22 protein-coding genes and 2 pseudogenes are annotated in these 25,708 nt (G+C 47.0%); 8 read left to right on the top strand and 16 right to left on the bottom strand.

What is annotated here, in order from left to right; translation table 11 throughout:
• Positions 1-481 precede the first annotated feature (481 nt).
• The 8 genes from L8G48_RS04685 to L8G48_RS04645 form a co-directional block, all read right to left on the bottom strand.
• Positions 482-697 (bottom strand): TIGR02450 family Trp-rich protein, encoded by a 216-nt coding sequence (locus L8G48_RS04685; protein ID WP_248263452.1) that lies wholly within the window; start codon positions 695-697, stop codon positions 482-484.
• A 634-nt stretch (positions 698-1,331) separates the two neighbouring features.
• Complete coding sequence (locus L8G48_RS04680) at positions 1,332-1,604, bottom strand: type II toxin-antitoxin system Phd/YefM family antitoxin (RefSeq protein WP_248263451.1); 273 nt, start codon at positions 1,602-1,604, stop codon at positions 1,332-1,334.
• A gap of 124 nt (positions 1,605-1,728) precedes the next feature.
• Positions 1,729-2,019, bottom strand: coding sequence for a type II toxin-antitoxin system RelE/ParE family toxin (locus tag L8G48_RS04675; RefSeq protein WP_248263450.1), 291 nt, complete (start codon positions 2,017-2,019; stop codon positions 1,729-1,731).
• Positions 2,016-2,279, bottom strand: coding sequence for a CopG family ribbon-helix-helix protein (locus tag L8G48_RS04670; RefSeq protein WP_025740074.1), 264 nt, complete (start codon positions 2,277-2,279; stop codon positions 2,016-2,018). The genes L8G48_RS04675 and L8G48_RS04670 overlap by 4 nt, the downstream gene beginning before the upstream one ends.
• Positions 2,280-2,434: 155 nt before the next feature.
• Positions 2,435-2,722: a helix-turn-helix domain-containing protein gene (locus L8G48_RS04665; protein ID WP_248263449.1), complete on the bottom strand. Its 288-nt coding sequence runs from the start codon at positions 2,720-2,722 to the stop codon at positions 2,435-2,437.
• 356 nt (positions 2,723-3,078) lie between these two features.
• The gene (locus L8G48_RS04655) at positions 3,079-3,690 is read right to left on the bottom strand and encodes a hypothetical protein (RefSeq protein ID WP_248263448.1); all 612 of its coding nucleotides are present in this window, start codon (positions 3,688-3,690) and stop codon (positions 3,079-3,081) included.
• 92 nt (positions 3,691-3,782) lie between these two features.
• Positions 3,783-4,721 carry a hypothetical protein gene (locus L8G48_RS04650; protein ID WP_248263447.1) on the bottom strand — a complete coding sequence of 313 codons (939 nt, stop codon included), beginning with the start codon at positions 4,719-4,721 and terminating at the stop codon, positions 3,783-3,785.
• Between the two features lie 2 nt (positions 4,722-4,723).
• A complete protein-coding gene (locus L8G48_RS04645) occupies positions 4,724-5,191 on the bottom strand; it encodes a DUF1643 domain-containing protein (protein WP_248263446.1) in 468 nt (155 codons plus the stop codon).
• Between the two features lie 171 nt (positions 5,192-5,362).
• On the opposite strand from L8G48_RS04645, the pseudogene L8G48_RS04640 reads away from it, so the two are divergent.
• Positions 5,363-6,406, top strand: a pseudogene (locus L8G48_RS04640) (IS110 family RNA-guided transposase).
• Positions 6,407-7,025: 619 nt separating this feature from the next.
• Here the strand turns inward: L8G48_RS04640 and L8G48_RS04635 are convergent.
• On the bottom strand, positions 7,026-8,951 hold the full coding sequence (locus tag L8G48_RS04635) for a UvrD-helicase domain-containing protein (RefSeq protein ID WP_248263445.1): 1,926 nt from the start codon (positions 8,949-8,951) through the stop codon (positions 7,026-7,028).
• A 10-nt stretch (positions 8,952-8,961) separates the two neighbouring features.
• A complete protein-coding gene (locus L8G48_RS04630) occupies positions 8,962-11,124 on the bottom strand; it encodes an ATP-dependent nuclease (protein ID WP_248263444.1) in 2,163 nt (720 codons plus the stop codon).
• 510 nt (positions 11,125-11,634) lie between these two features.
• Between L8G48_RS04630 and L8G48_RS04625 the strand changes: the two are divergent.
• The 4 genes and pseudogenes from L8G48_RS04625 to L8G48_RS04610 all read left to right on the top strand — a co-directional run.
• A pseudogene (locus tag L8G48_RS04625) lies at positions 11,635-11,751 on the top strand (phage integrase N-terminal SAM-like domain-containing protein); the annotation flags it as partial.
• A gap of 18 nt (positions 11,752-11,769) precedes the next feature.
• Complete coding sequence (locus L8G48_RS04620; protein ID WP_248263443.1) at positions 11,770-12,066, top strand: site-specific integrase; 297 nt, start codon at positions 11,770-11,772, stop codon at positions 12,064-12,066.
• Between the two features lie 50 nt (positions 12,067-12,116).
• Positions 12,117-12,596: a transcription elongation factor GreB gene (gene greB / locus L8G48_RS04615; protein ID WP_248263442.1), complete on the top strand. Its 480-nt coding sequence runs from the start codon at positions 12,117-12,119 to the stop codon at positions 12,594-12,596.
• Positions 12,597-12,659: 63 nt separating this feature from the next.
• Positions 12,660-15,008, top strand: a complete 2,349-nt coding sequence (locus L8G48_RS04610; RefSeq protein WP_248263441.1) for a Tex family protein — start codon at positions 12,660-12,662, stop codon at positions 15,006-15,008.
• 16 nt (positions 15,009-15,024) lie between these two features.
• Here the strand turns inward: L8G48_RS04610 and L8G48_RS04605 are convergent, their stop codons facing one another.
• From L8G48_RS04605 to L8G48_RS04595, 3 genes are all read right to left on the bottom strand, one after another.
• Positions 15,025-15,804: a putative metalloprotease CJM1_0395 family protein gene (locus L8G48_RS04605; protein WP_248263440.1), complete on the bottom strand. Its 780-nt coding sequence runs from the start codon at positions 15,802-15,804 to the stop codon at positions 15,025-15,027.
• A 69-nt stretch (positions 15,805-15,873) separates the two neighbouring features.
• Positions 15,874-16,191 carry a flagellar basal body rod C-terminal domain-containing protein gene (locus tag L8G48_RS04600; RefSeq protein WP_248263439.1) on the bottom strand — a complete coding sequence of 106 codons (318 nt, stop codon included), beginning with the start codon at positions 16,189-16,191 and terminating at the stop codon, positions 15,874-15,876.
• A gap of 114 nt (positions 16,192-16,305) precedes the next feature.
• Entirely contained in the window at positions 16,306-17,445 is a 1,140-nt protein-coding gene (locus tag L8G48_RS04595; protein WP_248263438.1) for a fatty acid desaturase, read from the bottom strand.
• Positions 17,446-17,599: 154 nt separating this feature from the next.
• Here L8G48_RS04595 and fabR point away from each other — a divergent pair, with 154 nt between their 5' ends.
• Both fabR and L8G48_RS04585 read left to right on the top strand, forming a co-directional pair.
• Positions 17,600-18,220: an HTH-type transcriptional repressor FabR gene (fabR, locus tag L8G48_RS04590; RefSeq protein ID WP_248263437.1), complete on the top strand. Its 621-nt coding sequence runs from the start codon at positions 17,600-17,602 to the stop codon at positions 18,218-18,220.
• 22 nt (positions 18,221-18,242) lie between these two features.
• Positions 18,243-20,261, top strand: coding sequence for a S9 family peptidase (locus L8G48_RS04585; RefSeq protein ID WP_248263436.1), 2,019 nt, complete (start codon positions 18,243-18,245; stop codon positions 20,259-20,261).
• A 68-nt stretch (positions 20,262-20,329) separates the two neighbouring features.
• On the opposite strand, the gene L8G48_RS04580 is transcribed toward L8G48_RS04585, so the two are convergent.
• The 3 genes from L8G48_RS04580 to pckA form a co-directional block, all read right to left on the bottom strand.
• Positions 20,330-21,535 (bottom strand): ABC transporter permease, encoded by a 1,206-nt coding sequence (locus L8G48_RS04580; RefSeq protein ID WP_248263435.1) that lies wholly within the window; start codon positions 21,533-21,535, stop codon positions 20,330-20,332.
• Positions 21,532-22,476: an ABC transporter ATP-binding protein gene (locus L8G48_RS04575; protein ID WP_248263434.1), complete on the bottom strand. Its 945-nt coding sequence runs from the start codon at positions 22,474-22,476 to the stop codon at positions 21,532-21,534. Before L8G48_RS04575 ends, L8G48_RS04580 begins: the two co-directional genes overlap by 4 nt.
• A gap of 98 nt (positions 22,477-22,574) precedes the next feature.
• Positions 22,575-24,176: a phosphoenolpyruvate carboxykinase (ATP) gene (pckA, locus tag L8G48_RS04570; protein ID WP_248263433.1), complete on the bottom strand. Its 1,602-nt coding sequence runs from the start codon at positions 24,174-24,176 to the stop codon at positions 22,575-22,577.
• Positions 24,177-24,387: 211 nt separating this feature from the next.
• On the opposite strand from pckA, the gene L8G48_RS04565 reads away from it, so the two are divergent.
• Positions 24,388-25,707, top strand: a complete 1,320-nt coding sequence (locus L8G48_RS04565) for a sodium-dependent transporter (RefSeq protein WP_248263432.1) — start codon at positions 24,388-24,390, stop codon at positions 25,705-25,707.
• The last annotated feature ends 1 nt before the right edge of the window (position 25,708 follow it).

Genomic DNA, 25,708 nt, shown 5'->3' with positions numbered 1-25,708 from the left:
TTTTCCTTTTTTACAACGGGTTATGTTCTTTTGCACAGTACAGCGCAATTGAGGCCACGCAAGGCGACGGCTATTTACAGGGTATTTCAAAATCTACGTGGTAGTGCTCGTCATGCCTAACCCAGGAATGCTTTTTTGAAAACTCGACATACTGTGATAGATACTCGGAATATCGAGTTTTAAGCAAATTCGATTGCAACTCCGGGTCAAATATTACTCGCCATTGGCGTTTACAACGGGAACCATAAAGTCTACCGACAGCCCATTTTTATGGGTTTTATGTGGCTTAAACTGCCCCCGCCTTTGTATCCAGTTTCTGCGTGTTTATACACTTTTCCTGGTTGAGTCGTTTCCAGCTCTTTATAGGCTGCTATAATTATCTCTCTTACTTCAGAATGCACATAAGTTCTGCCCGCCAGTCTGGCTATTGTACTGTACCCCTCGAAATTTTCTCCGGACGCGGGAAGAAACGTTCATTTTCTCATTTCCAACCTTGAATCCACTTCTCTTCACTTTTAAGTTCAAGCCAATTGATTGAATATTCATTTCTCGAAAGCACGGATTCGATTATGCACGAAATTACAGAGCCGTCTTCATCATACTCAACCTCTGATACCAAAAAATGCTTCTCCCGATTGAGCGGCTCTACTGCAGTCCATTTACTATTACGCAGTTTGGCTGGATTAATTTGATTCATATTGACTCCGCAATAAACTGGATTTACTTATTTTTACCACTTTGGATTTCCGAGCTTTCACTAAAAAGTTTGCGGGACGACTCTTTTGTGAAGAGCGTTGTCGCTTCTCGTAAAATCTGGTTAGAACCCCAATACAGGTAGTTGCACTAAATGATCCGAGACTAACTTACCTCGTTTCCCCACTCTATTCACCGGTGGGTTTAACCGCTCAATTAGGTAATCTTCTAAGGCAGGGGCAAGATAGCCATAATCTGTTGGAAAGCCAATAGTTGCCAGTCGGTTTACGCCCAGCTCAGCCCATTTGGGTTGGGTAACATACCATTTATCATTACCCGACTTTTCTAATTTTAGTACGTGATTTTTAAGCCGAACACTTTAATTCCATATGTTCCAGTAAGTTTCAAAGAGTCGCCTTTTGTTTCATTAAACCAATCCGAATTTATACGGATATCATCACCTTCAGCGTGCTCAAATGCAGATCTAATGGCGGCGTCACAACCTCAGCTAACCGCTCGACCGTGGCAAATAAATCATCAACCCACTGTACCGCAGCATCCGTGTTGTCTTCTGCAATATACCGACGATATCCTCGACACGCTCCAACGCAAGCGGAGACCAAACTATCTTCATTGGGTCAGCCCGCCAGAACCCTGGCCTTCGCGTCTTCATGCGCAATACCATCGCCTGAGGCTATCTGTTCTTCCGCCTTGTAGACCTCTTCCAGTATTTCCAGACGTTCCTGCATCTTCTCGTACTCGTGAACATCCACCAATACAGCAACTCCACGGCCTCTTTGTGTTAACACCATAGGGCGGCGGGTTTCATGGATCTGCTTTACAAATGTGGCTACCCCTGCCCGAAATTCAGACAGCGGACGGATATCTTCATCTACACGAACCCTTGACATGGAATCACCTTAAGTACGCTTGCGTGTACATCAAGGAGTACAACGCTACCTGGCAGCAAGCAAGGTGTTCGAGGGGAGAAACATAACGCCGCAAGCAGCGTAGCGAATCCGCTGCTTTGTTTTGTTATAAATTTTTCTCATTTTCCTTGCTGTGCCAAACTCTCAAAATATAAATAATACCACTGGTGATTAAATACCGGACGGTGTAATCACCAATATATAGATCTCGGATTTTTTCAGGATCAGGCGCTTTTATAACCGGCAAGCCAATTTCAGGGAATTGCTTTAGTTTGAAAATTCCTTCTTGAAGATCAATTGCGATTCTTCGTGCGGCGTAAGGATTCTTAACCTCAACAAACTCGACAACCCGTTGAAGGTCTCTCATCGACTCCGGGGAATATTCAACCTCTATCATTTCGGTCGCTCTTTGCGCTCACCAGTGCCCCAGCTGTTTAACCAGGCATTCACATCTGCTTCAGCAATAGATTTACCTGCTTTAATAGACTCTAGAGCCTCCAGGGTGTCTGCCCACCGAGACTCCTCTACGGACTGCCTTGCCAAGAACTCTTTAACCGCTTGATTTATAAGGTAATTCTTACTTCTATCTAGCTTGCTAGCTAAAAATTCAAGTGGCTTATCTATGTCATCTGCTAGCCGAATACTTGTAATACTCATTGAAACGCCCTCCTGTACTCGCTTGTAATACATTTTAGTACATACGAGCATTCAAGACTAGAGTGATTTATAACGCCCGCCGTCACCGGTGACGAAACCGGAGTGAAGCAGAGGTTTTTGCATCCGGTGTATGGCCTGGTTACACTTCGCTTTGGTCAGTGGAGCTGACTAAAAATTTCCGGGTGTTGCTCAGCAATGCGCAGAAGTGCAATCGCTGGTCCCTGCGGCTCGCGCCGACCCTGTTCCCAGTCCTGAAGGGTTCGCACACTCACACCCATAAGACCGGCAAATGCTGACTGCGACATGTGCAGTTTCAGCCTGATCACTTTGGGCGGTGAAGGTTCTGAAAGTTCATGCGTCCGCAGGGACAATTTACCCTTCTTGAATTTCTTGATTTCATTGATACCGCCAAGGATCTCTGCCCCAAGGTTTCTGTCACCCATTTTTGATTGCCTCCGCTATTTGCTTGAGCGTGTGACCAGGAATACTAGCGCGCTCTGATACCACCGCTCTTTCCCGAACCCGCTGGTGCCTATCGAACTTTACGAACACCACCCGAACTTTTAATCAGCTCCCCGGCATCTGGCTTTTGCAGAAGGTAGGTTTGAAGCCCACGGTATTCCTCGTCCGTGAGGTAGTTCGGCAATAGCTTGGTGAACGTTGAGGTTTCGATGAATAGCATACACTTAACTATACGGCTCTGCCGTACGGGTATCAAGGGCTAATCAGTGAGGTGTAACGCCTTACTCACCGAAAAATTAGGAGCGCAGCGAGTAATTTTTCCGAGTGCAGCAACTTGTTAGCGACTATTCACACTAGGACTATCGCTTGGTCGGTACGGCTCCTCTTTTGGAAGGTGCGCTACGAACAACTTCAGATAAAATAGCGGCAAAAACCACTCCATACCAATTGGAGACGCAAGTCCGTACAAAGCCAGAAGAACACTCCCAGCGTACATTAACAGCGCAACCGGACGCTGAAGATACAGAGGGGACATGATGATCCCGAAACCTGCAATCAAGAGATATGCACCTGCAGCGGCTAGCCACACAAAGTCAAACCCGAGGAATACCCATGATACAAGTGCTAAATGCCCAAGGTGCAACGTAATGAAGCCGAAGTGCTGCGGAAAGCCTTGCCCATCACGGTGATACCATCGCTTCCCAGAAGAGGTCGCATTGGTGATGATGCCACCCACAATATCGAAAGCTAGTACCGCGCAAAGGACATACTGAGCGCTTGACCAAGTCTCTACTGTGTAAGCCGCATAAGCGACTGCAACCACCGCTGCCCCTAGCGGAAACACAAACTGAAGCACCAATTCCGCTGGCGTCGCACCGGGGCCTACGAACCGATCCAAAATACCCGCCAACCCAGCTCGGGGATTTGGTACCGACTGTTCAGTGCCCATTGATATCTCCTTGTATAGCTAACGCCGCGCTCTGCGGAAATTTGGGAGCGCTAGCGAGTAAATTTTCCGTAGCAGCGCCTTGTTAAACGTGCTTACATTAACACCATAAGACTTGGCTGCTTGTCACCCATTTTACTTGGCTCTACTTGATCAAACATAGTGTTAAAAACTTCAATCAAGCTATCATTCTGAGCTTTCTCATCATCTGAAAGCTGGCTAAAAACATCGTCAAAGTTCCTTTTGCAATCAGAGATATTTTCAGGTATCGGCAACACACCCTCGTCGATCTTTCCTTGTATTATCTCTATTTTCTCTTTCCAGAAATTCACATGATAATCACCGATCTTTTCTTGCTTTTTTAATTTCTCAAGTAACCGAATTGCTTTTTTCCCTTCTCCATTCTTAGTCAGCGCCAGTACAAGCTTGTCTAGAAGAAACATGTCATTATCTGAATCTCCACTCACAGACCCAAGATCAATGATCTCTTTAAGAACTCTTACTCTTATCGATGGTAAAAAGGTTGAAAATAACGTAGCTGTTACTTCTGTCTTTCGAATTCCATTATCTTTCATCAAGCCAATCAGAACAAAATCAAAAAGTGACAGCGATTTTTTGATAACGTTTTCAACAGACTCCGCTTCTATCGTTCGGCCTGATTGATAATGAGATGCCATATCACCAAACTGTTTAATCAGATTAAGAGAGTCAATTAGTCCATTTGAGTAATCTTCTTTTAGGATCTTTATTTTCTCACCCAACGAAAGTCTATTGAACTTTTCAGCACCCACCCTTGATTTTCCTTTTTCACTAAAGAACAGGTCAATCATCATTTCGGCATACCACCTTGCTGTGCTCGCCTTGGTTTCTGCAGATGTATTTTCTGAAGTCAGATCATACAATCGGTGCTGCCCAGCTCTTGGGATTAGATGTTCTTCCATTGATGCTCCATAGACGTTTAACGCCGCCAGCTCGCGCGGCTTTGTAGTGGAGGCGAAGCCGCAACGAAAAAAAGCCGTCGCTGTGCCTGGCATTGTTAAATGCCCAGCGGCTCCGGCACTAAACTTCCCTTCAAGTATAAAGGGTGAGCGGGCTCGCCAGCCCTATTGATTTTTAATGCGCACAGATTTGGAATCAATTCTTTTACCGCGGAAGACCGACCCAAATACGAACCATCGTTTCCCCATGCAGCTACGACAGCACCAGCCGTCTTTGCGATATCTACCAACCATTTGTCATTGTCAGGCCCTACTGGGTCTTTCGCACTCATCATATCCGCAGGGACTGTTGCCCTGAAAGCGAATAAGTTGACCATACAAACACCGCCATAACCCCAAGACTGAGCGAAAGAGATGCAACGGTTGATAGTGGGGTCATTCTGCACTTCATCGGCGGTTGATGGGTTCAAACCAATGATTGCGACATAAAGTTTTGCGTCATCCCATACGCGCCAAAGCACATATCGGTAGCTTCTACAAGCCGAAAACTTAGCATCTGTCTTCAAAGAAAACTCCTGGGCTGGCAATGGCATTTAACGCCGCGCTCTGCGGCAAATTTGTAGCGCAGCGGAAAACTTGTCCGACAGCAGCGCTTTGATACTCATTGAGCCTTCTCCCCAGTCTAGCCGGTTTGGCTAAACTGGAAGGCGACTAAACCCAAAAAAGGAGAAGACCCAATGAGATTTTATACTACACAACATCCGTACTATTGTGGAATTGATTTGCATGCCCGTTCTCTGTACGTATGCATCCTGGATGATGCTGGTGAAACCATCTTACACCGTGAAATCAAGGCATTACCAGAGCCATTGCTGGATTTATTAACACCCTATATCGGCAATATTGTTGTTGGTGTTGAGTGCATGCATTGCTGGTACTGAGTCAGCGACTTTTGTGCTGAACACGGTATCGATTTTATTCTCGGCCATGCGTTATACATGAAAGCGATACATGGCGGCAAAGCGAAGAATGATCGGATCGACTCTTATAAAATTGCTCACCTTATCCGTGGAGGAAATTTCCCAATGGCGTATGTTTATCCGCCAGAAATGCGCGCTGCTCGTGACTTACTACGCCGCCGCACACGGATAGTCCGCCATGGCGCTGATTTAAAAGCGCATGTAAAAAACACCACCAGTCAGTACAACTTACCGCCTAATAACCTGGATTTGAAATACCCGTGCGCTCGAGAAGCCATGCGTAACTGCTTTGAAGATGAGTTTGTGCAGCGCAATATTGATCTGGACTTAAACATCATCGCGTTTTATCGCCATGAACTCAGCGCTATCGAGTGCTTTATCGAAAAGCATGCCAAGCATCATAACGGCAGTGATTATCATATTCTCACCAGCTTCCCGGGCATTGGCCGCATTCTGGCTTTGACTATCCTGTACGAAGTTGGCGACATCAGTCGTTTTAATACCGTGCAGGACTTTGCATCCTACAGTCGGCTGATTAAGTGTAAAGCCGAATCAGCCGGCAAAACTTACGGTACCCAGGGCAACAAAATTGGTAATGCCCATCTGAAGTGGGCCTTCGGCGAGATTGCGGTGCTTTACCTGCGCGGCAATGATAAAGCGAAAGGATACTTGCTCAGACTGCAAAAGCGCATGAGCAAAGCCAAGGCTCTCTCGGCCCTGGCACATAAAGTGGGTCGTTGTGTGTACTACATGCTCAAAAATAAGAAGGTGTTCGATGAAAAACGTTTCTTAGCCGGTTAAGTCGCGGGGCAAGGTGAGCTGAACTTCTAACTGGGACACCATGGCTGATGCCTAATGAAGACTGAGTAACCCGTAGCAATACCCTGAATTCCGGCCTTCTGGCACACTGCCGTAACCAGAGCGCTTTGATTAGACACCTTGTCGCCGCGCATTACTATCAGCAAGATAGTTTGCACCTGTGCCGAGCCTGAAACTAACTGGCATTGAGCCCGTCACCTTGAATAGTGCCGGCAACAGGTTAACCGATGAATGTCTGGTGCCCCTGCTGTCAGCAAGGACGCTGAAATCAGCAGGCACTCATTGAGCATGAGTTAAGAGAGCCCCGATATGTGTTTGTTGCAGACTATTGCCTGGCAACTCTAATGACAGATGAAGCAACCTGTCTTGCTGATGGACAACTGACTGACCGTTCACACGGCCAGAAGGTTTGTTTTATCTATTGACCTCAGGGAGGCTCATATGTGTTATACGGAACTTGAACTAGCCTCACGCTGCCCTCATTCGGCCGAAAGCGGTCATTCACTAAATTTCCCAGAACATCATAATTCTGCGGATCACATTCGTTCCTATTGACTCTTAAGTGCAAAACTCATTATTAAATACGGTTTCAACGGTGACTTTATAACTTGATAATTTCACCTTCTCGCGCTAATTTTTTTCCCATAAGACTTTCCTTTACCTTAGTCACATCGGAAGTATAAATCACATGAGCGAGGCTATTCTTCGCACGAGTAGATGTGACATAAAATAATCGTCGGGTTCGATCCAAACCAGTTTCTTCACCTGCATTCCGTTTTTTTTGGCTTGCTTGAGAAAGCTCCTTCGCGCCAAAATACTGCTCGTAGGAAAATAAGAACCCGCCAGCTTCATCATCATCCATGACAACCATTACACGCTCGAATTCGTTACCCTTCACGCCTTGGTGGGTTTGAAAAATTGAGTTCTCATCGATGTAGTCTTTATAGTTTTTAATCTGGAAGAAACCAGTCTCTAAGGCTTCAGCCCAAGCAGCAATTTCGCTATCATCCCGCTCCCTAGGTTCTGGTTCATCCTCCGGGCCAGCTCCCGTTTGGCCTGACTCTGATTCAGTCTCTGCTTCTTCTAAATCCGCCACAAACGACTGCAATTTTTCTGGGATTCTAAGTAGCTTGTGCTCAGCAATTACTTCTAGAACTTCACGAAAGCTGACCTTATCATTTGAAACCACATCTCTAAATGCATGTTCCCCGGCTCGGGCAAGCGCGAGCGGATCGTCCTTGTTTGCATCAAGCACAATGGCTTCCAACAGCGGAGACTTGTTTTCTCTCAAGATATACATCAATTCGGCTCGTCTTTCCTTCCGGCTCGCCTCAGCCAAAGGAAAAACAATGCTAGAGAAGAATTTAAGTTCGGTATTTGCACCTTCAGCAATCCGATCTTTAATTTTGTCTGATCTTGAAAGCGTGTCCCAAAGCTCACCAAAGCCAAGTCGACGTCCAGCCATTTTATGTTCCAAAAGTAAGATAGCGGTTTCCTTGGATTGAGTATCTTTCCAGTCCGTGTCACCCGTAATTCCCGCCATAGTCTCACGAATTTTCTCTTCGACTTGGTCTTTGTCTGAAACACCGTGCGACAATAAAAAATATCGAACATAACCTTCCGCTGCTCCATCTCGGGCAAACTGGTTACGTTTATCATCCTCACTACGAACTTGATTCCCCAAACCAACGATGCGCCGTGCTGATCGATGATTCATTTTCTTGTCGAAAGTAGTCCAACCGCTGGGCTTAGTCTTACCCAGCTCAGGTTCTCCCCCGCCAAAGATACGCTGCATCGTATCTCCAAACAGGCCGATAACAACTTTATCCAATTTGGCTTTTTGCAGCTCAAAGAATGCACTAACTACGTCTTTATTAGTATCTTGGCTTTCGTCGATGAATATGAACGGGAATTTATTTACTATGACTTCCGCCATCATCGGTTTGGTGGTCAATAAATTAGAGAAAATCTTCAAAACATCCGCGTGCGAAAGGGCTTTTGGGGAGGAGTTCATGCCGTTTGGATCGTAATCGAATGAGCGAGGTTGCGCTAACCATTCCATTTTCTTAGTCAGGCGGGTGATATCCCTTTTTCGGGCATCGGATGCCTTGCCTGCACGGCCTTTATCTTCTTTTTCCTTGAGATCTTCTAAATCGGTGGGAATTTTTTCCAAGTACCACTTGCGAATTTCCTCATTGAAGCCGCCAATTGCATCCCAGCAAAAGCTATGAATCGTGGAAACCGCGAAGATCGGGTTTTGCTCGATTCTGTCCTTGATTTCATCTGCAGCGTTGTTAGTAAAGGTTACAACGGCAATTTGCTTTCCTCGCCGAGAAAAGTCGTCAGAGTGTTGATTTTTCAGGAAATCCAGAGCATTTTTTAGAGAGTAGGTTTTTCCTGATCCCGCCCCAGCGAAGGTAATAAAGCTTTTTCGTGACCCTATGCGCAGGCACGCCTTAATAGCTTCATCAACATCACTGTCATGATCTATGGGTTTGGTTTCCGCCAAGTAGAATTCTTCTGACATAACTTCCCCCCTATTCTTTTGGTGAAAGCTGAACTGCCAGCCATTTAAGGCCATCGCTCATGTATTCAGGGGGATTGAAGCTATTCGACTCTTTATCCGCGAGATGGAATAGGCAATCGAAGGCAAAGTCGCCCTTTTTTAAACCTTGCACATATTCATAAAGTGACTTTGACAACGACTTACTGCCATCTTCATGGGCCGATTTTGCAGTTTCGAGTTTGGGTTTCTTCTGAAAATACTCTTGGTCAAAATTAGCCAGAATCAAAGCATCTTCAAATGTTCGGGATAAAACCTCCTTCTCAGAAATCTGGGCCGGCTTCTGAAAAGCAATGTAAAGCGGCGCACCTTCGCTTGTTGTCATATGTTCCGTTTTCGGCAAATCTACTAACTCATCCAACGTTTCTTTCTGTGGATGCCAGATCTTCAAAGTATCATTGTTGCTCTTTTGATCAGAGTTTCTTTGCGGAAAACAAGACTTCCCGTTGTTATCAACAGAGTCAAGATCCGTCAGCACTAGAGTCGTGACCCCAAGCTTTTCGACTAACGCTCTGTATTTGTGCGTGTGAGCACCGTTCACCTCGAGCATCGAGATGTACCGATTAGATAAATCCGGGAAGCTATTGAAAATGAACTCTGGTACCAAAAGACGCTCTGCTTGCCCCTCGACGAATATAACGCCGTCGGCAAAGAAGATGTCACAATGAGTGAGCCTCAAGTGTTTACTTACAAACAAAAGCTCATCTTTCGCATTCGCAAAAAGCTCTGACATGTTTGCAATTGTTGTATGGTCCATTGCGATGAACGTATTTGCATCGTTCCGCCGGAAGTAACGTAAATTTTTGAAGTCAATATCATTAATAATATGACTGGAGTGGGTGCTAATCACGAGCTGTGTCTGGTATTCAGACTTATCTTTTTTGGTATTCTTGTCGCGCAAATCGGGATGATTCCGCAAAGTATCGTAAGCTTTCGATACAAAAACACGCTGAACTTGCGCGTGAAGATTAACTTCCGGTTCTTCAAGTAAGACCAGGTGAATTGGCTCAATCTGCTCTTCGACATTGTGTCCTGAAGAAGCCGATTTACCAACACGCATCCATTTGTCGCGGAATTCTAGAAGCCTAAAGGTCAGATAGATGAGATTCTGGTAGCCAAGCCCTAGGTAGCTTTCGGGAAGAAACTCTTCATCTTTTTTATCAAAACGGTATCGTACCGATGACGATTTTTGCAACGCATCCGTTCCGCTAATTTGCGCGGAAATTTCAACAGTTGGATTACCACCGATACCAGGATAACCCATACTTTTCAACTCTTCGAAAGGAGCCTCAAACTGATCGTTCAATCTTTTGGTGAAGTCATTTTCTAAATTTTGCTGTTGCCCCAAGACTTTGAGGTCGCCAGCCTCTGGGTAATCTTCTGGGTTCAAAATACGCTCATAATAGTCTCGAAGTAACTTGTTGAGCCGCTGCTTTTCTGAATATGGCCCTTTTTGATCTGCGTTATCTTCAGCACCTAGCCCCCGCTGCTCGGATATAACGTCTACTCGAATTAACTTTTTCAAAGCTTCATATTTTAGCGGCTGTAAAATTTCGTTCGAACTAGGCTCAGCCTCTTTGCTCAAAACGTAGTGCTTTTGCTTTATGAACTTACTGAAATTCCGGCCTTTCTCTAAGAAATCACAGAGATCTTTAGGCCATAGGCTTACCTCACCTTGATGCTTGGATACTACCACTCTCGTATCAACAAACTCACTAAATAGTTTGGAGACATCAATCACTTCATAATTTATGCGAACGGATAGAGCACCACCTTTCCACTCTAGGTCTGGTAGGATGTCACGAACCTTATATGCCTCACTCGCTTCCGCTGTTATCTCGATATCTAAACTAGGCAATAACCTGATAAGAGCATCAGATAGCTCCTGCATTTTCTCGATGGAGGGAAACTCTTCTTCGACTTCTTTACCCAGATTTTGGATGTGCTTCCAATTCTTCTTAGATATATCTCTAACCTTGAGATTTTCCGGACTTTTTAGAAATGTATGTAGAGCACCAATGCAAGACGTTTTCCCACTATTGTTAGCACCTACAAGAACCGCTGTTTTATCATCAAGCACTAAGCTTACATCGGCTAGCCGCCGGTAATTCTTTAAAGCGAAGGAAGTAATTTTCATGTATCAAGACCTTAAAAAACGGACCAAAGACAAGGGGACTTACATTTAATATTATTTTTTTTCTACTTTTCGACCAATGCCCGCTTACGGTGGAACACGCACACTAGAGCGATGCCGTATAACATTTGTATATTGTGCGTGCGCACTTTGGTCGTTCATTAAATTGCTGCTTTTTTTGCAACCCTTTAATAACTCGTTTTATTTTTCAAAAAAACCACCAAAAACAGACAAACCAATTCGAGCATGCTCATTTCTAATCTGGCGAGTGCGCAATATCTAACTTTTTGTTTTTATTATGTAGTTGACATTAAACGAGTTACATACGTAATACAACAATAAACTATGCAATATTGCTGACAAAAGTGAGCCGCAAGTTAGGCTAAAGTTAATGGCTAATTTCAAAGCTCAAGGATGAGAATTTATGCCTAGCCCATTTATTGAACAGCTGCGCGCTGATATGCGTTTACGTGGTTACAGAGCTTAAGAACAGAGAAGTCCTACTTAGGTTGGATTCGTCAGTACATTTATTTTCATAAAAAGCAGCATCCTAAAAAACTGGGTAGTAATGAAGTTCGAGAGTATCTAAGTTGGCTAGCTAACGAACGCCATGTCGCCATAAATACTCAGAAAACGGCGCTTAATGCTTTGGTCTATCTGTATCATAAAGCTCTTGGCAAAAAACTCGGCGATTTAAACTTCAATTTAGCAACCAAGCAGCGACAGTTACCTGTTGTTTTATCGCCCAGCGAAGTTATCGATATTTTGAGCCAATTAAACGGACGTAATCGCTTAGTTATCGAGTTGCTTTACGGTAGCGGTCTTAGAATGAGTGAGGCATTAAAGATACAAGCTGATGATAACAAAAAAGGTGTCGGCTCATCCTTACCTAGTGCGATTGATAATCTACCATTCTCCTCGCTGCCATTTCCTTCAGAGCCATAACCCAGTAAAATCATGGGTTATCTTTAACGCAGGCAATAACAAATCAGCGTATGAAAACCAATTTAATTACCCGTGGCGGTTACGATAAGTTGCAGCAGGAGCTTGAGCACCTTTGGCGGGTTGAACGCCGGGAAACGGTTGAAAAAGTGTCGTGGGCGGCGAGCCTCGGTGACCGGTCTGAGAACGCGGATTATAAATATAATAAGCAGAAGCTGCGTAAAATTGATGGCCGCATTCGCTACTTAACTAAGCGCTTGGAGCAGGTTAAAATCGTTTATTACTCACCGCAGCAGGACGGCAAGGTGTTCTTTGGTGCCTGGGTGGAAATTGAGGACGAGGACGCAAACCTTCGTGCCTTTCAAGTTGTCGGCCCGGATGAAATTTACGACCGTAAAGACGCGGTGTCTATTGACTCCCCTATGGCGCGAGCGTTGCTGAAAAAGCAGGTCGACGACGAGGCTGAGGTAACAACACCGCAGGGCACTAAAACCTGGTTCATTAATAAGATAAGTTACCAGCAGCCCGCGTAGTCAATTCGTGATAGCATTCGTCCCCATTATTTGCCGTAAAGTTTTCAAACTAAGAGATGTACTATGAGCCAGATACCGCAATTACTCGCTAATGAACTAAAGGTGGATGAGCGCCAAATTTCGTCCGTTATTCAATTGCTGGATGAAGGCTCAACGGTGCCTTTTATTGCGCGCTACCGTAAGGAAGTAACCGGTGGCTTAGACGACACGCAGTTGCGTCAGTTGCATCAGCGCCTGAACTATCTGCGCGAGCTGGATGACCGCCGCCAGGTGATACTGAAATCCATTGACGAGCAAGGCAAGCTGACTGACGAGCTGGCAAAGAGCATTAAAACTGCTGACTCGAAAACCGAGCTGGAAGATTTATACCTGCCTTACAAACCCAAGCGCCGCACCAAGGGGCAAATTGCCATTGAAGCAGGCATTGAGCCACTGGCCGATCTAATATGGCAAGACCCGAGTCAAAACCCCGAGCAGGCTGCTGCAGAGTATGTAGATGCCGACAAAGGTTTTGCTGATACCAAAGCGGTTTTAGACGGAGCCCGCGCTATTTTAATGGAACGCTTTGCCGAACAGGCCGAGCTTCTGAAACGTTTGCGTACGCATTTGTGGCAGAACGCGCACTTAACCAGCACCGTGGCGGCCGGTAAAGAAAAAGACGGCGCGAAATTCCGCGACTACTTTGCGTTTTCAGAGCTGTTTAAAACCATTCCGTCGCACCGCACACTGGCGTTGCTACGTGGCCGTAACGAAGGCTTTTTGCAGTTGTCGATGGACGCTGACCCGGGCAGTGAAGACAAAACGGCAGGCTCGCATTGTGAAGTCATTATTGCCGATTACTTAAACTTTGAGCATAAAGCCCGTGCTGCCGATGACTGGCTGCGTCAGGTGATTCAATGGACCTGGCGGGTAAAACTGTCGCTGCACATGGAAACCGAACTAATGGCGCGGGTGCGCGAACGTGCTGAAGAAGCGGCGATTCAAGTATTCGCCAGCAACTTAAAAGACTTGCTGATGGCGGCGCCCGCCGGTGCCAAAGCCACTATGGGCTTAGACCCGGGCGTTCGTACCGGTGTTAAAGTCGCAGTAGTGGATGAAACCGGTAAAGCGGTTGCCACCAACACGGTATTCCCGTTCCAGCCGCAAAACCAGATGGACAAAGCCATGCGCACGCTGGCAACGCTGTGTAAGCAATACAAAGTTGAGCTTATCAGTATTGGCAACGGCACTCACTCACGCGAGACCGACAAAATGGTCGGCGATATGCTGAAGCAACACAGCGAAATAAAAGCGACTAAGGTCATTGTGAGCGAAGCCGGTGCGTCGGTTTACTCAGCGTCTGAACTTGCTGCACAAGAATTTCCGGATATGGATGTATCTTTGCGTGGCGCGGTGTCTATTGCCCGCCGCTTACAGGATCCGCTGGCCGAACTGGTGAAGATCGAACCTAAGTCTATTGGCGTGGGCCAGTATCAGCACGATGTCAGCCAGTCGCAACTGGCGCAGAGCCTAAATGCGGTGGTCGAAGACTGCGTAAACGCGGTGGGTGTGGATGCCAATATGGCCTCTTCGGCGTTGTTGCAGCGTGTTTCGGGTCTATCCAAAACGCTGGCGAAGAACCTGGTTGAACATCGCGATACTAACGGTGCTTTTGCTAACCGTAAACAATTGTTAGATGTAGCTCGCATGGGGCCCAAAGCGTTTGAACAGGCGGCAGGCTTTTTACGCATTAGTAACGGCGAACAACCATTGGATGCTTCTTCGGTTCACCCGGAGGCCTATACCGTGGTTGAGCGTATTGCCAAAGAAAATTCCCTACCGGTACAGGAGCTAATTGGTAACCAGCAATTGATTAAAACCCTGAACGCCAAAGACTACACCGACGAACGTTTTGGTCTGCCCACGGTCACGGACATTTTAGCCGAACTGGAAAAACCGGGCCGTGACCCGCGTCCTGAATTCAAAATGGCAGAGTTTAAAGAAGGCGTGGAAAAGGTCAGTGATTTAAAACCGGGCATGTTGTTAGAGGGTGTAGTGACTAACGTGGCAAACTTTGGTGCCTTCATAGACGTTGGCGTGCATCAGGACGGTTTGGTTCATATTTCAGCACTGGCTGACAAGTTTGTCAGCGACCCGCGTGAAGTCGTCAAAGCCGGTGACATTGTTAAGGTCAAAGTGCTGGAAGTGGATATTGAGCGTAAGCGTATTGGTTTAACCATGCGTTTAAGCGATGAAATGCCAGCCAATACCGACAATAAGACGGCAGGCGATAAGCCAAAAGCAAAAACCAATAACGACTCTAAGAAGAAGCCTTCAGGCAATAATCGCAATGGTGGTCGTGCGCCTCAACCACAAAATTCAGCTATGGGTAGTGCTTTGGCAGATGCTCTCGCAAAAGCGAAAAAAGAGTAGATTGGAATAAAGAGAATTAAGCGGTAGCGCTGAAAGTGTCCACGGAAGGACGAACGCGCTTATCGTAAAACGAAGAAATCATTTCGCTGCGCTCAGCTGACGATAGGGTCTTTCTACCTTCTTCGGCAGGTGCTACAGCGCCTAATGACGCAGACTGGCTATCACCATCACCTTTTTTTTCACCTTCCAGGCTTTTATTAAACGGGGCATTAATACTGATATCGGGGTTTTGATTCTCGCTTTCTTCGCCGCCCTCAGCAGCCCCAACCTGTATTTCAGCCAATTCAGCTCTGGCCTGAGTGGCTTTATTCGTGGCTTCAGCCGCTATAGCACGGTCTGCCGCAGACGGTTGCGCTGGTGCCAGTGCGGCACGACGCACTACCTGCATTTTCTGAATAGTGGCCTGGGGGTCACCATTAACCGGGCTAACGTCAATCTGAACTTCACCACCTACGGCATAAGACTTGCCATCTGGCCCACGTTCGTAATCATAAGAAGGGGAACCGGCATACTGACCGCCAACCGCGGCATGCGCTTGCTCGTGTACACGAACTTCCTGATCACGGCTTTTCAGCTCATCAACTTTTTTAATTTCTTCTTCACTTAACCGCTGCTGATTTTTTTCCGCGTCATCGGTGACGTCTTTACCGGCCTGGTCGGTGGCGTTCTTTTTCTCAGTTTTACCGTCGGCTTTAGTGTCAGATTTACGATCTGCCTGGGTATCGGCTTTATTACTAGACTGATCAGATTTGGCAGGTTCATTCACCAGCGGCCGCTGCACATTATCTCGGCTCATCGACTCCGCAGGTAGTGCCGATGTTACAGGAATAGACGGTAACGCTGGTGAGATATTCATATTAGAACATTAAGCGTTGGTATCTATCATTGTACCCAATATCTCGTCGGCAGTTTCTACCGTCTGGGCATTGGCTTCGAAGTTAGTTTGTCCCTGGTTCAGAGACACCAGCGAATCGGTTGTGTTTGCAGCGGTTACGCTTTGACTGGTTTCTGCTGCCGCTTCCGTTGCAACTTCACCACCATTGATATTCGCGTTGTCTTGCTGCTGAACATCGTTACGACCCGATGTAGAAGCTGAAGCAATTTCCTGACTCGCTTGTGATACTTGCTGGTTTGCACGCTGCATACCCTGCAAGCCTGAGTTCATTGCTGCACCAATTTCCATCGTTTTCCTCCCACACACACAGTGTGTTACTACGAATGTAGAACTTAGTATCGGTCATAATTTAAACATGATCAAGTAATGACTCGTACCATTCGTCGCAATTATTACTTAACGCTAGGCATGTTGTTGAATTTGATTCAACAAGTCTCTCCACGAACGTTTCTGTGCTTCTAAACCAGCTTTCATTTCATCTACCTGCTGTTTAAGCACGTCAATGTCATGATTCACATGATCTTTTAGCGCTTTAGTTTTAATATCCAGCAGTTTTTTACGTGCCTGGTAATACGCTCTTAACTGTTGCCCAAGCTGTTCATAGTGTTCCTGAGCCCGGTTAAATAGCGACTCGGGTACCACTTTGGCTTTGTCTTGCGCCCTTTTTAACTGCATTTGCAGTTTCGCCCGCTCAACTTGGTAAGGCGAGCTGCGTTTCAGGTTTCGGGCCAGCCCCAGCCATTTACCGGCAACAATTAACCATTTGGTTGGATCAAACTGCCACCAGCGAATGCCATTACGATAATCGGCGGCAAAAATATGGTGGTAATTATGATAACCCTCACCAAAGGTCAAAAATGCCAGAACGCCGTTATCGCGCGCGGTGTTTTTGTCGGTATAAGGCTGTTTGCCCCAAATGTGCGCCAGCGAGTTAATAAAGAAAGTAGTATGGTGATTCAGTACCAAACGCAGTACCCCAATCACTAGCAAACCAGCCCAGGCATCACCCAGCATAAAGCCGGCTAAAATTGGCCAGCCGAAGTTCAGCGTCAGTGTCAGTGCGAGATAATGCTTATGCTGCCACATAACGATAGGGTCTTTCTGCAAGTCTTTTACGTTATCGTAGTCGGTATACCGACTTGCCTGATATTCCCGGATCATCCAGCCAATATGCGAGTACCAGAAACCGCGTTTAGCGGAATACGGGTCTTTGTCATTGTCATCCACGTGCTTATGATGCTCACGATGGTCAGAAGACCAGTGCAAGGCACTGTTTTGCAGGGCAACCGCACCACCAATGGCAAAAATAAAGCGAATAACAGGGTGTGCGTCGTAGGTGCGATGCGCCCACAAACGATGATACCCGGCGGTAATTGATAGCCCGGCGAAGCACGCCGTGCCTAACATAACCCACCAGAACGCGGCAGCAATACCCACGCTGTAAGCGTATAAAGGCACGCCAACAACGGCGACAATAAAGGTGATGGCAAAAACTAAGGTGTTTAACCAGATAATAGGGGGTTTTTCAGAGTTTTGTTGCATACATATAACCTAAACCAATCAAATAAAAGCAGGTAACAAGACAGCGTACACCTGTACGCTGAATGTACGTGGTTCGCGTGAAAATTACAAGCGGTAAAAGTGTAAAAAGCTGTGTTATCATTCTTGATACATAAGCAAATATGAATCAACCACTATGGCCGGAATTCGCGCAAAGCAAAAAGAGAAAACCCGACAAGCGTTAATTAACGCGGCAATGAACCAATTAAGCGCCGAAAACGGATTCTCCAGTTTAAGCCTGCGTGAAGTCGCCCGCGAAGCCGGTATTGCCCCCACCTCATTTTACCGACACTTTCGTGATATGGATGAGCTAGGACTCACTTTGGTGGATGAGTGCGGCTTATCTCTGCGTCAACTTTTGCGCCAGGCGCGACAGCGAATCGAGTCCGGGGGGTCTATTATCCGGGTCTCAATAGAAACCTTTATGCAGTTTGTAGCCGACAATACTGCTACTTTCCGGTTGTTGCTGCAGGAGCGTTCCGGTCGTTCACGCAGTTTCCGTTTAGCGGTAGTGCGCGAAATTGATCATTTTAAGGCCGAACTGGAAGACTATTTGGTCAACGAGCAGTCCTTTACCCGCGAGCTGGCCGAGCTACAATCTGACACCATTGCTAAGATTGTATTCAGCGCCGGGGCAGACTGCTTTGACGTTGACGAGGAAGCACGCGAAATAATTACCGAAAAAACCATTCAGCAAGTTCGCTTAGTTGCCAGGGGCGCCGAAGCAACTCGCCGATTACTAAAACGACAACCATAAAAAACAAAAACTGGAGACTACTATGCTTTTACGTGCTGTAAGCGGTATCGCATTAGCGGCATGGGCGGCAGATATAGACGCCCGCGACATGTCATTAATGGACACCGTAACCACCAAAGCCATTCGCTCTGCTCAATTGTCACCGGATGGTCAATTCACTGCGGTTATCCGCTCAATTCCCCGCACGCCTTACGAAGACGAGGATGGCTCTAACGACAGTGAGTTAGTGCTTATTAACGCCAAAGGTGAAGAAACCTCCTACCTGAGTAAGGATAAGAAGTTCAGCCGCGTCAGCTTTGGTCCGCAGAGCGAGTATCTTTACTTTACCGCTAAAGAAGAAGGCGATGACTATCAGGAGCTCTACCGTATACCAGTACGCGGCGGTGGTGTTCAGTCGGTTTTTGAATTTGACGGTAATATTGGTAGTTATGCACTAAGCGACAATGGCGAACAGCTGGTGTTCTTGTCTTCAGGCGCAAAAGACAGCGACAAAGAGAAGCTGGCAAAAAAAGGCTTTAAAGCTGAGGTTTACGAAGAAGACTTAACCTACACACAGGTTTACCACGTTTCTTTAAACAATGAGAATGCAGAAGCCACAGCGGTAACTACTGGCGACCAACACGCACTGTCGGTTGATTTTCACCCTAATAACAAGCAACTGTTAGTACGCACCGCGCCAACCTCGCTTATTGACGACAACTACATGAGCAGTCAGTACCAGTTAATCGGCCTGGATGGTGAAGTGGTCACGTCATTTAAAAGCGAAGGTAAGCTGGGGCGCGCTGAGTTTTCACCAGACGGGCGTTACTTAGCAATGATCCGCGCGGCAGATTACAATGACCCGTCAGCCGGCACCTTATTTGTTTATGACATCCGCGAGCAGGAGCACCGTAATGTTCTGCCCGACTACACCGGTGCTATCAAAGACTTTAGCTGGCGTACCGATGAAGAAATTATCTGGTTGGGTCACCGCGGCACCGAAACAGAAGTTCAGGCGTTAACCTTGAAGTTTTTAGAAAGCCGCAGCCTGTTAAAACTGGGCGAAGCCGTTTTCACCAGCCTGGACGGCGAAGCCGGTAAATCGGAATTTGTACTCACCGGTCACCGCCCAAGCCACCCAAGCGAAGCCTTTAAATACAGCAACGGTCAGCTGGAGCGTTTAACGGATTCAAACCCCTGGCTGGCAGACATTGATATGCCGCGTCAGGAAACCATTACCTACGAAGCCCGCGACGGTCTTAAGCTGGAGGGCATTGTTGTCTACCCAAATAACTATGAAGAAGGCCAAAGCTACCCGACAGTAATGGTGATTCACGGTGGTCCTGAGTCGCACTACAGCAACGGCTGGTTAGATCGCTATGCATCGCCGGTTAAACACGCTGCCGCTAATGGCTATGCGTTGTTCTTCCCAAATTACCGGGGCAGCACCGGTCGTGGTGTTGAGTTCTCTAAACTGGGTCAGAACGACTATGCCGGTAAAGAGTTTGACGACATTGTTGATGCCAAGAAACACTTGGTTGACATTGGCTTAGCCGACGAGTCTCTCGTGGGTATCACCGGTGGTTCCTACGGTGGTTATGCGTCAGCCTGGGGGGCAACCGCACAAACTGAGCATTTTGCGGCCAGCGTTATGTTCGTCGGTATCAGCGACAACTTATCAAAGTTTGGTACCACCGACATTGCTAAAGAAATGCATGCCGTTCACGCCCGCAGCTATCCGTGGGACAAGTGGGAATGGTACTTAGAACGCAGTCCGATTTACCACGCAGAAAAGGCGCGTACGCCTATTTTGATCATGCATGGTAAAGAAGACACTCGTGTTCACCCGTCGCAGTCAATGGAGCTTTATCGCTACCTGAAAACTCACGGCAACGTTCCGGTGCGTTTAGTGTTGTACCCCGGTGAAGGTCACGGTAACCGCAAGGTGGCCGCACAGCTGGATTACAGCATGCGTTTTATGCGCTGGATGAACACTTTCCTGGTAGAAAAAGCCGAGCAAAAACCATCGTTTGAGTTGCCGCACGCAGAACAGCTGAAGTAAGCGAGTCATCTAATATAAAAGGGCCGGAAAGCTATGATGCTGCCGGCCCTTTTTTGTTTTATTCTTTATTATTTGCCGGAAATAGCCTGCCAGATCTCTTTCCACCCCGGTTCTTTACCGTAGTATTGAATACCCATGGCAAATAACCGCCCTGCCACGCTGCGCATCCAGTAAACGAAAGCACCCAGCAAAACCAGACTCAACAACCATTCCCAGACAGCAACATCAGTTTGCAGCAAACGTGCGGGCATCATGGCAAACGAACTGACGGGTATAATGCTCATTACCGTAGCAACCGTTGAGTCCGGTTCTCCAATAACGCTAAAGCTTAAAAACACCGGCAACAACGGTACCAGCATTACGGTACTACGGGACGAATGGTTGGGGTCATCAATGGTTGCCGAAAAACCTGCCAGCATGGCGTTAATTAATACGATACCCAATAAAACAAAAATAAGACTCAGCAACGCCGTTCCAACGCCCCAGTCCAGACCTGAACCGCCGTTTTCTGAAAACGCCGCAATGACCAGGCTCACGCCTAAGATCATTAAACCAATAAACAGCATGGACTTAATGCTGTGTAGAGTAATACCGATAATTTTGCCATCCATCCATTGCGTGGGGCTCACAATGGTCAGCAATTGCTCGGTCACTCGCTGTTGCTTCTCCGCAGTAATGGACATCATCATCAAACCAAAACCGGTGAAAACCCCGACCATAATAACCACCAGTAGCATGCTGGCGGAACTGTCGTTAGCGTCATCAATAGAGGCGTCTTCGCTTTCTTCAATGGCAAAAGTGATCTCCGGTTTTTCGTCAATGACAGAACGCTCTTCAGGGGCTAAAGCCAACTGCTTAATACGCAAATCCTGCAATTGCTCCTGAAGCTTGCTACGCAGCTCCTGTTGCCAGGTTTGAGACTTTTTCACCCACACCCTTGCGGTTAACTCCGGCGTAATAACAATAAGTGTATCTAAGTCTTGCGGTAGCTGCGCTTTCCATTTCTCCACTTCCATGGTGCCGGCGCTGCGAAGGTTTAAATCTTTTGGTGCCTCAAATTCCCATGCCTGCGGCTTGCCTTGTTCGTAAAAAATAGCGCCTTGATATTCGTCGGACAGAACTTGGGTAATGGCACCCCAGCCAGCGCTTACGGCAAAAATCCCCACCAAAAGTGCCAATGACAGAAGCTCCTGTTTCCACTTAAAGAAACGCTTAAACTCCCACCATGAAATCGCTTTTAGCTGCTTTAAATACCCCGGGTTCGTCTGTTTCATGCCTGCGCCTCCCTGCTGGTTGTCTGACTGCTCACTTGCCGACGAATGGTATCCAGATATAAATCATGTAATCCGGGTTGAATCGGCGCAAAAGCTTTAATCGGTACCTGCTGTGCAAGCTGCGGCCACAACTGCTCAATTCTGGTGTCGGCACTAAAGGTTATTTCTACTTGTTGGTCATTTATTTTACGCATAGAGTCTATTTGCTCTGCTTCCTGCCAGTTTTCCAGCGCAAGCTGAGCATTGGTCGTTACCCGATAAACGGCCTTAGGTAAAAGCGTATCGCGTATTTCCTGTAAGCTACCCTGCGCTACCGCACGTCCTTTATCCATCAGCAACATGGTATCGGCTAAACGCTCAACCAGTTCCATTTGATGGGCACTTAATACCACGGTTTTCCCCCGCTCGCGCAGTTCATTCAATACTGATAGCACGTGCTCCTGGTTGACCGGATCTAATCCTGAAAAGGGCTCATCCAGAATCACCAGTTGTGGGTCATGCAGCAGTGTCGCAATTAGCTGCACTTTTTGCTGGTTGCCTTTAGACATTTGGCGCAATGGCTCGTCTTTACGGTCAGTCAGTTCAAACCGCTCCAGCCAGTTGTCAATATCGCCGCGTATGTCACTGAGCTTTAATCCGCGCAGGCTGGCAATATAGTTAAGGTTATCGAGAATGGAGCGATCCTGATACAAACCCCGGTCTTCCGGCAGATAAGCAAAATCGTGGTAGCTTAACTCAATACTGCTGCCGTTATTTTCGACCAGAATTTTGCCTTCATCAGGCTGGGTTAACCCGACCAGCATTCTCACTAATGAAGATTTACCGGCACCGTTAGGACCAAGCAGAGCCTGTATTTTACCGGGTTGAATATCCAGGGAAATGTCGTCAACCGCTGTTACGGTCCGGTAACGCTTAGAAACATTATTAACTGAAAGGCGCATGTTGTTTTTCTGTTATTGCTAAAGATACGCCCATATTAGAAATACAAAGGGCCCGTAACAAGTGTTACGAGCCCTTTAATTTGTTTCAAACTGTGACGTTACAGTTGCGGACCTGCCGCTACCAGCGCCTGACCGTTATCGGTATCGGTAAATTTCTCAAAGTTTGCGACAAAACGTTCGGCTAAGTCTTTCGCCCGAACATCCCATTCACCGGCATTTTCGTAAGTTTTACGTGGATCCAGAATGTTGCTGTCCTCAACACCCGACAGTTCGGTTGGCATTGCCAGATTAAAGTGAGGCAGTTGCACAAACTCAGCGTCTTCAATTGAGCCATCTAAAATAGCGTCGATGATTGCACGGGTCGCTTTAATCGAAATACGTTTACCCGTGCCGTTCCAGCCGGTATTGACCAGGTAAGCTTCTGCGCCAGCCGCTTCCATACGCTTCACTAATACTTCCGCATATTGGGTTGGATGCAAACTTAAAAAGGCCGCACCAAAACAGCTGGAGAAGGTTGGCGTTGGCTCGGTGACACCGCGCTCAGTACCCGCCAATTTAGCAGTAAATCCTGACAGGAAGTGATACTGCGCCTGCTCTTTAGTCAGCTTAGACACCGGAGGTAATACGCCAAAAGCATCCGCGGTTAAGAAAATGACCTTTTTCGCGTGGCCTGCCTTTGATACCGGCTTTACAATGTTTTCAATGTGGTGGATTGGATACGACACACGCGTATTTTCAGTTTTTGAGTTGTCGTCAAAGTCGACCCTGGCATTGTTATCAATTGCCACATTTTCTAACAAGGCATCACGGCGAATGGCGTTGTAAATGTCGGGTTCAGCTTCTTCGGACAGGTTAATGGTTTTTGCGTAGCAACCGCCTTCAAAGTTGAACACACCATCGTCGTCCCAACCATGTTCGTCGTCACCAATTAGGGCGCGTTTAGGGTCGGTAGACAAGGTTGTTTTACCGGTACCTGACAAGCCGAAGAAAATAGCGACGTCGCCTTCTTTGCCGACGTTAGCTGAGCAATGCATGGAAGCAATGCCTTTTAGCGGCAGAAAGTAGTTCATCATTGAGAACATACCCTTTTTCATTTCGCCGCCGTACCAGGTGCCGCCAATTAATTGAATTTTTTCAGTTAAGTTAAACGCCACAAAGTTTTCGGAATTCAGTTGCTGTTCCTGCCAGTCAGGATTGATGCATTTAGCACCATTCATAACCACAAAGTCTGGCTCAAAGGTTTCCAGCTCTTCTTCGCCTGGGCGAATAAACATATTTTTTACGAAATGTGCCTGCCATGCCACTTCGGTAATAAATCGAACGGCAAGGCGCGTGTCTTCGTTAGCACCGCAATAAGTGTCGACCACAAACAAGCGCTTTTTAGAAAGCTGTTCTGTGACTAAGCCTTTCAGTTCGTTCCAGGTTTCAGTCGATAATGGTTTGTTGTCGTTTTTGCCCTGATCAGCCCACCAGACGGTATCGCGGGTTGTGTCATCGCGAACAATGTATTTGTCTTTGGGGGAACGTCCGGTAAAAATTCCGGTATCGACAGCGACTGCGCCAAGGTCCGTTACCGTTCCTTTTTCATAACCTTGCAGGTCATCGCGAGTTTCCTCTTCAAACAGCAGGTCGTAGGACGGATTGTGGACTACTTCTTCGACATCGGTGATGCCGTAGCGGCTCAGATCCAGATTAGGCATGACGTAAGGCTCCTGAAATTACGGTCTTGTTCGTTATCGTTAACAAGTAGCAACACCGCGCGAAACATCCTATTTTACGGTTTGGTTACTGGCTAATTTTCAGGCCGCGAATGTTAGCTTGATTTCGCTAAAAAAGATAGAGCAAAATTTTGTCAGTCCGTTAGAATGCCTGCCTGACTTTTGGCAAGCAGCAGTGAGTATTTGAACAATTATGCGTGATTCCTTTCACAGCCGAATTGGCTTTATATTAGCAGCAGCAGGCTCGGCCGTTGGGCTGGGTAATATTTGGGGCTTTCCCACTCAGGTTGCAAACCACGGTGGCGGTGCTTTCTTGCTGGTGTACCTTTGCGTCATATTTATACTTGCTATTCCTGCGCTTTACAGTGAAATGCTGATTGGTCACAGTGCCCAGGCAAACCCGGTGCGCTCCTTAACGCAGCTGTCTGAAGGTCGTGCCCGCCCTATAGGTCGCTTAATGGGCTACCTGAATGTGCTGGGCTCTTGCTTAATGCTGAGCTTTTACCATGTGGTTGCCGGCTGGATGCTGGTTCACGCTCTGGGCTTTCTGGCCCGGGGCTTTGGCATTGAAACGGCTGCCGAATTCTTGCTTAATAGCTCGCTAACCCGCGATTTAATCTTTACCGTGGTATTTTTACTGGCTACGGCCTATGTCGTTTTTCAGGGAGTAGAGAAAGGGATAGAACGCTGGTCTAAGCGGCTGATGCCAACCTTAGTTGTTTTACTGGTAGCGCTGATTGTTTACATGCTGACCCTGCCCGGCGCCGACGACGGACTTAAAAAGTACTTAATACCCGACTTTAGCTTAATGACCGATACCAGCATTTTAGTCGCGGCAATGGGCCAGGCGTTTTTCTCGCTGTCGATTGGTTTGGGCGGCATGATGATTTACGGTTCCTACCTGAAACCCGGTGCTAATCTGGGGCGTTTGAGTTTATCGGTTGCAGCGCTGGATACCTTTATTGCCTTTTTAGCCGGCCTGCTGATTATTCCTGCTTTATACGCAGGCATTCACCTGGGTGTTAATGTCGGTGAGGGCTCTCAGCTCATTGGCGAGGGCCAGCTCATTTTTGCCGTATTGCCGGAGCTGTTTAACAGCATGGGTGTTACCGGCCCGTTTGTGGCTTTCGCGTTCTTTATACTGCTGAGTATTGCCGCACTCACCTCAACCATTGCTCAGGCAGAAGTGCCGGTATCCTACTGCATAGAGGAACGTAAACTGAATCGCCCGCTAGCAACCGCTTTATCATTGAGCGTTATTGCAACCTTTTCGCTGCTGCTGATTCTTTTCTTTGAGCCTTTGTTTGGCTGGGTGGTCACTGCGGTTACACAGTTCCAGTTGCCGTTATCGGGACTGTTCTATTTGCTGGTAGTTGGCTGGTTATGGCACCGCAGCAACCACTTAAAAGTCATTGCTGCGGGCAGTATCGGACTTACTTTATTACGTTGGCACATTCGCTATTTATGCCCGGTATTAATGAGCATCGTGTTTTATCACGTTGCTTTTAGTTAAG

It is taken from the genome of Idiomarina aminovorans, from assembly GCF_023155095.1.
GTDB lineage: Bacteria > Pseudomonadota > Gammaproteobacteria > Enterobacterales > Alteromonadaceae > Idiomarina > Idiomarina aminovorans.
The sequence above is the reverse complement of the archived record's forward strand: the minus strand, read 5'-3'. Positions and strand labels throughout refer to the sequence as shown.